The sequence below is a fragment of the Mesorhizobium intechi genome, from assembly GCF_002879535.1.
In the GTDB taxonomy this organism is placed as follows: domain Bacteria; phylum Pseudomonadota; class Alphaproteobacteria; order Rhizobiales; family Rhizobiaceae; genus Mesorhizobium; species Mesorhizobium intechi.
Genome location: NZ_PNOT02000180.1, coordinates 1 through 7,775 on the forward strand (window position 1 = coordinate 1; position 7,775 = coordinate 7,775).

Sequence of the window (7,775 nt, forward strand, 5' to 3'; positions counted from 1 at the left end):
TCCTCCTCGACAAATCCTGTTCGCCCGTTTCGGTCCCCTATGCCGCGCCCGCCTCCGTATTGACAGAGACGTCCTCCGTGCCGCCAGCATATCCATCTATGTATTGCCTCTATCGGCGGCGGTGCAAGTCTTGCCCTTGCGGCAAGGCGCCGAAAGATTTGCCGTCGAAAATCCTTCCCGCTGTCGAGACTTGAAATCGGCATCTTTCCGCATCGATGAATGCATGAGGGGCGGACGCGGCGCCCATGTCGCCACATGCCGGATCAATAAAAAAATGCGGTCGTTAACAATCTCGTGAATGGAAAAAACTGCTAATTTTTTCTGCCATTTAGCAAAACGGTGGATTTTTTTCCTGCTTCCCGAGGGGTAAGCAAACGGGGTGTTCCAAAGCCGGAAAAACGGTGCTTATATGCGCGCTTCGCGAGCCTGATAGAGGGGCTTGGAAGAACATCAGGGAGTGCTCAATGAAAAAGAAACTCGCTTTTGCGGCCGCTTTGCTGGCCGCAAGCGTTCTGAGCGGCATGGCCAATGCAAAGACGCTCGTCTATTGCTCGGAAGCGTCGCCCGCCAATTTTGATCCGGGTACCACGACTGGCGGCAACGACTTCGATGCCTCGTCGCGTACCGTCTATTCGCGTCTGGTCGAATTCAAGCATGGCGGCACCGAAGTCGAGCCCGGCCTTGCCGACAAGTGGGAGATTTCCGACGACGGCCTGGTCTACACCTTCCACCTGCATCCGGGCGTCAAGTTCCAGACCACCGACTATTTCAAGCCGACGCGTGACCTCAACGCCGACGACGTCGTTTTCTCCTTCGACCGCCAGTTCAACAAGGCGAACCCCTGGAACGGCGATAAGTATCTGCCGAACCTGACCTGGGACTACTACACCGGCATGGACATGCCGAAATACGTCGCCAAGTGGGAAAAGGTCGACGACCTGACGGTCAAGCTGACGCTGACCGAGCCGAACGCGCCGATGCTGGCCAACCTTGGCATGGACTTCGCCTCGATCGTGTCGAAGGAATATGCCGACCAGCTGGAGAAGTCCGGCAAGATGGCCGATTTCTCGACCAAGCCGATCGGCACCGGTCCGTTCCAGTTCGTCGACTACCAGCTGGATTCGGTCATCCGCTACGCGGCCCATCCGGATTATTTCAAGGGCAAGGAAAAGATCGACGATCTCGTCTTCGCCATCACGCCGGACGCGACCGCGCGCATCCAGAAGGTGCTCGCTGGCGAGTGCGATATCGCGCCCTATCCGAATCCTGCCGACATCGGCACGATCAAGGCCAACAAGGACGTGACCCTGATGGATCAGGCCGGCCTGAACATCGGCTACATGAGCTACAACACCACCATCCCGCCGCTCGACAAGCCTGAGGTGCGCCATGCGCTCAACCAGGCGATCGATCGGGAATCGCTGATCAAGTCGCTGTTCCAGGATGCCGGCGCCACGCCTGCCGAAAATCTGATCCCGCCGACCATGTGGTCGTGGAACAAGGATGTGAAGGCCGATGCCTACAATCCGGATGCGGCCAAGAAGGTGCTTGAGGCTGCCGGGCTGAAGGAAATCCAGCTCTGGGCTTCCGATCGCGTTCGCCCGTACAACCCGAACTTCCAGCGCGCCGCCGAACTGATCCAGGCCGACTGGGCCAAGGTCGGCGTCAAGGCGGAGATCGTCAACTACGAGTGGACCAAGTATCGCTCGGAGGGCAAGAAGAAGGATCGTCCGGGTGCGTTCCAGATCGGCTGGACCGGCGACAATGGCGATCCCGACAACTTCTTCGCCACCCTGTTCGCCTGCTCCGCCATCGGCGTCTCGAACTACTCCAGCTGGTGCGACAAGGATTTCGAGGATCTGATCCAGAAGGCCAAGAAGACCAGCGACCAGGCCGAGCGCAGCAAGCTCTATGGAGAGGCGCAGGTCGTCTTCCAGAAGCAGGCTCCAGCCTTCCTGCTGGCTCATAGCCAAGTCTACGCGGTCGTGCGCAAGAATGTCAGCGGTTTCATGATGGACCCGCTCGGCATTCACCGCTTCGACGGCGTTGACAAGGCCGAATAAGACTATAGAGCGGGGCGGCGCAATGAAGCGCCGCCCCCTACATCATGCTAAAATATATCCTCCACCGAATTGCACTTTTGATCCCGACGCTTGTCGGCATCACGATCTGCGCCTTCGCCTTCGTCAGGCTGCTGCCCGGCGATCCCATTCTTGCCATGGCCGGCGAACACGGCGTGGCGCCTGCGCGTTACGAGGAACTCAAGGAACAGTTCGGCTACAATCTGCCGATCTGGGAGCAGTATGCGCGCTATGTCGGTGAGGTCGTGACCGGCGATTTCGGGGTCTCGATTTCGTCCAAGCGCCCGGTGCTCGAAGAGTTCAAGACGCTCTTCCCGGCGACGCTGGAACTGTCGTTCTTTGCCATGATTTTCGCCATGGTACTGGGCATTCCGGCCGGCATCTTCGCGGCGGTCAAGCGCGGCTCCTGGTTCGACCAGTCGCTGATGGGCACGGCGCTCGTCGGCTATTCCATGCCGATCTTCTGGTGGGGCCTGCTCCTGATCATCTTCTTCTCCGGTTACCTCGGCTGGACGCCGGTTAACGGCCGCATCGACCTGCAGTACTTCTTCAAGCCGATCACCGGCTTCATGACCATCGACACCTTGCTCTACGGCAAATGGGATGCATTTCGCTCGGTATTGCGCCACCTGGTGCTGCCGACAATTGTGCTCGGCACCATTCCGCTGGCTGTGATAGCGCGCCAGACGCGTTCCGCCATGCTTGAGGTGCTGGGGGAGGACTATGTGCGGACCGCCCGAGCCAAAGGGCTTTCGTCGGCTCGTGTCATCGGCGTGCATGCTCTGCGCAACGCACTCATACCGGTGGTTACCACCATCGGCCTGCAGGTTAGTACGCTGCTGGCCGGCGCCATCCTTACCGAAACGATCTTCTCGTGGCCGGGAATCGGCAGGTGGATGGTCGAATCCATATCCAAGCGCGACTATGTTGTCGTGCAGTCTGGCCTGCTGTTGATTGCCCTTATCGTCATGGCCGTGAATCTGATCGTCGACGTGCTCTATGCCGTCATCAACCCACGCATAAGGGCGGCGTGATGAGCCAGTCGACCGAAATCGCCCCGATGGCCGCCGGCAACCCGGATCGCCTCACCGGTCTCAGGACCTTCTGGTATTATTTCTCGGTGAACCGGGGCGCCGTCATCGGCCTGTTCGTCTTCATCCTTTTGGTGCTGGCGGCGCTCTTTGCGCCGCTGCTGGCCCCCTACGCGCCGGACATTCAGGACAAGACCGCATTCTTGCGGCCGCCTGCATGGCAGGCCGGCGGCAGCTCGCAATATCTGCTCGGCACCGATCCGGTCGGGCGCGACATCCTTTCGCGCCTGCTCTATGGCGCGCGCTTCTCGCTGCTGATCGGCGCGGTCGTGGTCTCGCTGGCGCTCATCGGCGGCATCACGCTAGGCCTGCTGGCCGGCTATTTCCGCGGCTGGGTCGACGTGGCGATCATGCGCGTCATGGACCTCATCCTGGCGTTCCCGTCGCTGTTGCTGGCGCTGGTGATGGTCACCATCCTCGGTCCCGGCCTGTTCAATGCAATGCTCGCCATCGCCCTTGTCCTGCAGCCGCATTTCGCGCGGCTTGTGCGCGCCGCGGTGATGGCCGAGAAGAGCCGCGAATATGTCGTGGCGGCGAAGGTCGCCGGGGCGGGGCATCTCAGGCTGATGCTTCGCACCATCCTGCCCAATTGCCTGGGACCGCTGATCGTCCAGGGCACCTTGTCTTTCTCCAACGCCATCCTCGAGGCGGCCGCGCTCGGCTTCCTCGGCCTCGGTGCCCAGCCGCCGACGCCCGAATGGGGCACGATGCTCGCCTCGGCGCGTGAATTCATCCTGCGCGCCTGGTGGGTGGTGACCTTTCCTGGTCTCGCGATTCTGATCACCGTGCTTGCCATCAATCTGATCGGCGACGGTCTGCGCGATGCGCTCGATCCGAAACTGAGGAGGTCGTGATGGCGCTGCTCGACATCCAGAACCTCGTCGTCGAGTTCCAGACCGCATCCGGTATGTTCCGGGCGGTCGACGGCGTTTCCTTGCATGTGGACGAACGCGAAGTGCTGGCGATCGTCGGCGAATCCGGCTCCGGCAAGTCGGTCTCGATGCTGGCGGTTATGGGCCTTTTGCCGTGGACGGCCAAGGTCACGGCCGACCGCATGAGCTTCAATGGCCGCGATCTTCTGAAGCTGAGCCCTGCCGAGCGGCGCAAGATCGTCGGCAAGGACATGTCGATGATCTTCCAGGAGCCGATGGCCAGCCTCAATCCCTGCTTCACCGTCGGCTTCCAGATCGAGGAGGTGCTGCGGTTCCATATGGGCATGGACGGAGCGCAGCGCCGGGAGCGCGCCATCGAACTCCTCTCGCAGGTCGGCATTGCCGAGCCGGCGGAACGGCTGAACTCGTTCCCCCACCAGATGTCGGGCGGCCAATGCCAGCGCGTCATGATCGCCATCGCCATTGCCTGCAATCCGAAGCTTTTGATCGCCGACGAGCCGACCACCGCGCTCGACGTCACCATCCAGAAGCAGATCCTCGATCTCCTCGTCTCGCTGCAGGCCAAATACGGGATGGGCCTGATCATGATCACCCACAATATGGGCGTGGTGGCCGAAACCGCCGACCGCGTCATCGTCCAGTACAAGGGCCGCAAGATGGAAGAGGCCGACGTGCTGTCGCTGTTTGAATCGCCGAAGAGCAATTACACCCGCGCGCTTTTATCGGCACTGCCGGAGAACGCCGTGGGCGACCGGCTGCCAACCGTCTCCGACATGCTGTTCGAGCCGGCGCCCTCGGGGGCCGCCGCATGAGCATCAAGGTCGTCGAAGGCAAGAATATCGTGCGCGACTACCATGTCGGTGGCGGGCTGTTTCGCGCGCAGCGCACCGTGCATGCGGTCAAGGGCGTTTCCTTCGGCGTCGACAAGGGCAAGACGCTGGCCATTGTCGGTGAAAGCGGCTGTGGCAAGTCGACGCTCGCCCGCATCATCACGCTGATCGATCCGGCGACGTCAGGTGAGCTGTTCATCGACGGCAACAAGGTCGACATCGCCAGGGGCGGATTGACCAAGGAGATGCGCCGCAAGGTGCAGATCGTTTTCCAGAACCCCTACGGCTCGCTCAATCCGCGCCAGAAGATTGGCGACGTGCTGGGCGAACCGCTGCTCATCAACACCGACAAGCCGGCCGACGAACGGCGCGACCTCGCCATGAAGATGCTGAAGAAGGTCGGCCTTGGCCCCGAGCACTACAACCGCTACCCGCATATGTTCTCGGGCGGCCAGCGCCAGCGCATCGCCATTGCCCGCGCGCTGATGCTGAACCCCAGCCTGCTGGTGCTGGACGAGCCGGTCTCGGCGCTTGACCTCTCGGTTCAGGCGCAGGTGCTCAACCTGCTCGCCGACCTGCAGGACGAGTTTCAGCTGACCTATGTCTTCATCAGCCACGACCTGTCCGTGGTGCGCTACATCGCCGACGACGTGATGGTGATGTATTTCGGCGAAGCGGTCGAATATGGCTCGCGCGAAGAGGTCTTTTCCGACCCCAAGCATAGCTACACCAAGACGCTGTTCGCCGCGACGCCGCGTGCCGACGTTGCCTCAATCAAGGCGAGGCTGGCGAAGAAGAAGGCGGCTTAAGCCGGCGGCGTGGCGCCCCTACCTCCCCCTTGTGGGGAGCCCGGAGGTCCGGGTGGGTTGCGGCGCCGACCTACGACAGCTTCGCGACAATCGCGCGCAACGCCTCGCCGAATTTGTGCACTTCCTCGACCGTGTTGTAGTGCACCAGCGAGGCGCGGATGGCGCCGCTGTCCATCGACAGATTGAGGCGCTTCATCAGCCGCGGCGCGTACATGTGGCCGTCACGGATGCCGATCTGCATCTCGGCCATTTCCTCGACGATCCGTTGCGGCGACAGTTTGCCGATGTTGAAGCAGAAAGTCGGCACGCGGTCGTTGACGCGGGCTTCGTCGGCAACGCCGTAGATGGTCGCGCCGCAGCTTTTCAGCACGGCAAGCATCTCGCGTGACAAAAGCAGCTCATAGTCGCGGATGGCGCCCATGCCGGCGACGATGTTTTCGCGCCGCGAGCGGTTGTTGGAGGGGGCCAGATTGCGGCCGATCAGTTCCAGATACTGCACGGCGGCATCCATGCCCGAGACGTTCTCGTAGATGAAGGTGCCGGCTTCAACCTTGTAGGGCGGTTCGTCCGGAATGAAGTCCTCGCGGAAGGTCGGCAGCCGCTTCAGCGTTTCGAAGCGGCCCCACAGGAAGCCCATGTGCGGCGAGAAATTCTTGTAGCCGGAGCAGACGAGATAGTCGCAATCCCAGGCCTGCACGTCGATCAGCCCGTGTGGACCGTAGTGCACGCAATCCAGGAACACTTCCGCCCCGGCCGCATGCGCGATCTCGGCCACGGAAGCGACATCGACGATCGAGCCGATCGAATGCGCCGTCACCGTGCAGGCGACGAGGCGGGTACGGTCGGAAACCAGCGGTCGCAGATCATCGACATGCAGATTGCCGTCCTCGCGCATGCGCCACCATTTGAACTTGGCGCCGGCGGATTCCAGCGCCAGCCAAGTGGCGATGTTGGCGTCATGGTCCATGTCGGTGATGACGATCTCGTCGCGTTCCTGCAGCATCTGGCCGATGCCGAGACTGACGAGCCGGATGAACGAGGTGGCGTTCATCCCGAAGCAGATTTCCGCAGGGCTATAGGCGTTGATCAGCAGCGCCACGCTTGTCCGGGCATCGGCGACCGACTGGTCGACGGTGATGCTGCGGCCATAGCGGCCGCCGCGCTGCACATTGTGCGAGACCAGATGGTTGGTCACCGCGTCGAGCACGCTCTGCGGGATCTGCGCGCCGGCGGCATTATCCATGAAGATGAAATCGCCGGCCCGTTGCAGGGCGGGAAACATGGTGCGGATGGTGTCGACGGGGAACGCGGCGGCGTTCGCATTGTCGGTTTGGTGGTTGTTCACGGGCAGGCTCCTGCAAAGAATTTGGCGGGTGGAGATCGGTTGGCGAGGTCAGCGCGCCTTCTCGGTCTTGAAGCGGTCTTCGAGCAGGCTGACGAGGCGCACCATCGGCCAAAGGAAGATGAGGTAGACCAGTGCGGCGCCGATCAGCGGCGAGGGGTTGGCGTAGAGCGACTGCGCGTTGGTCGCTTCCTTCAGGAGTTCAGGCAGCGCCACGGTGGAGGCGAGCGAGGTGTCCTTGAACATCGAGACACAATTGCTGGTCATCGGTGGAATGACCACGCGGATCGCCTGCGGCAGCACCACCTTGCGCAAGGTCAAAAGGAACGGCAGGCCGAGCGCCTGCGAGGCCTCGAACTGGCCTTTCGGAATGCTCTCTATGCCGGAGCGGAACACTTCCGCCGAATACGCCGACATGATGAAGGCGAAGGCCGTCACGGCGGACGCCCAGGACGACAGGCGGATGCCGAGGAAGGGCAGCGCGTAGTAGATCAGGATCAGCACCACCAGCACCGGCAGCGCGCGAAAAATGTCGGTGTAGCCGACTGCCAGCCAGCGCACCGGTTTCGGCGCATAGAGCCGCAGCAGGCTGATCACCAGGCCGATGGGAATGCCGATGCCGATGCTCAAAATGCCAAGCAACAGCGTGTTCAGGAAGCCGCGCAGCAGCGCCGGCAGGCTGGACATGATGACGTCGGGATTGAAGAAGGTGTCGATCAGCGACATGGG

At 61.8% G+C, this 7,775-nt stretch carries 7 protein-coding genes; 5 read left to right on the forward strand and 2 right to left on the reverse strand.

From position 1 onward, the window contains the following. Positions 1 to 464 precede the first annotated feature (464 nt). Genes C1D09_RS15360 through C1D09_RS15380 form a run of 5 tightly spaced genes read left to right on the forward strand, consistent with a single transcriptional unit; the run spans position 465 to position 5,704 of the window. On the forward strand, positions 465 to 2,063 hold the full coding sequence (locus tag C1D09_RS15360) for an ABC transporter substrate-binding protein (RefSeq protein ID WP_143975113.1): 1,599 nt from the start codon (positions 465 to 467) through the stop codon (positions 2,061 to 2,063). Between the two features lie 44 nt (positions 2,064 to 2,107). Further along, positions 2,108 to 3,115 carry an ABC transporter permease subunit gene (locus C1D09_RS15365; protein ID WP_143975114.1) on the forward strand — a complete coding sequence of 336 codons (1,008 nt, stop codon included), beginning with the start codon at positions 2,108 to 2,110 and terminating at the stop codon, positions 3,113 to 3,115. Continuing rightward, positions 3,115 to 4,026, forward strand: a complete 912-nt coding sequence (locus C1D09_RS15370) for an ABC transporter permease subunit (RefSeq protein WP_143975115.1) — start codon at positions 3,115 to 3,117, stop codon at positions 4,024 to 4,026. Before C1D09_RS15365 ends, C1D09_RS15370 begins: the two co-directional genes overlap by 1 nt. After that, on the forward strand, positions 4,026 to 4,877 hold the full coding sequence (locus C1D09_RS15375; RefSeq protein ID WP_143975116.1) for an ABC transporter ATP-binding protein: 852 nt from the start codon (positions 4,026 to 4,028) through the stop codon (positions 4,875 to 4,877). Before C1D09_RS15370 ends, C1D09_RS15375 begins: the two co-directional genes overlap by 1 nt. Beyond that, on the forward strand, positions 4,874 to 5,704 hold the full coding sequence (locus C1D09_RS15380; RefSeq protein ID WP_143975117.1) for a dipeptide ABC transporter ATP-binding protein: 831 nt from the start codon (positions 4,874 to 4,876) through the stop codon (positions 5,702 to 5,704). Before C1D09_RS15375 ends, C1D09_RS15380 begins: the two co-directional genes overlap by 4 nt. Positions 5,705 to 5,774: 70 nt before the next feature. Here the strand turns inward: C1D09_RS15380 and C1D09_RS15385 are convergent, their stop codons facing one another. Beyond that, positions 5,775 to 7,049, reverse strand: a complete 1,275-nt coding sequence (locus tag C1D09_RS15385) for a cysteine desulfurase-like protein (protein WP_143975118.1) — start codon at positions 7,047 to 7,049, stop codon at positions 5,775 to 5,777. Positions 7,050 to 7,097: 48 nt separating this feature from the next. Next, positions 7,098 to 7,772: an amino acid ABC transporter permease gene (locus tag C1D09_RS15390; RefSeq protein ID WP_019862987.1), complete on the reverse strand. Its 675-nt coding sequence runs from the start codon at positions 7,770 to 7,772 to the stop codon at positions 7,098 to 7,100. Between the last annotated feature and the right edge of the window lie 3 nt (positions 7,773 to 7,775).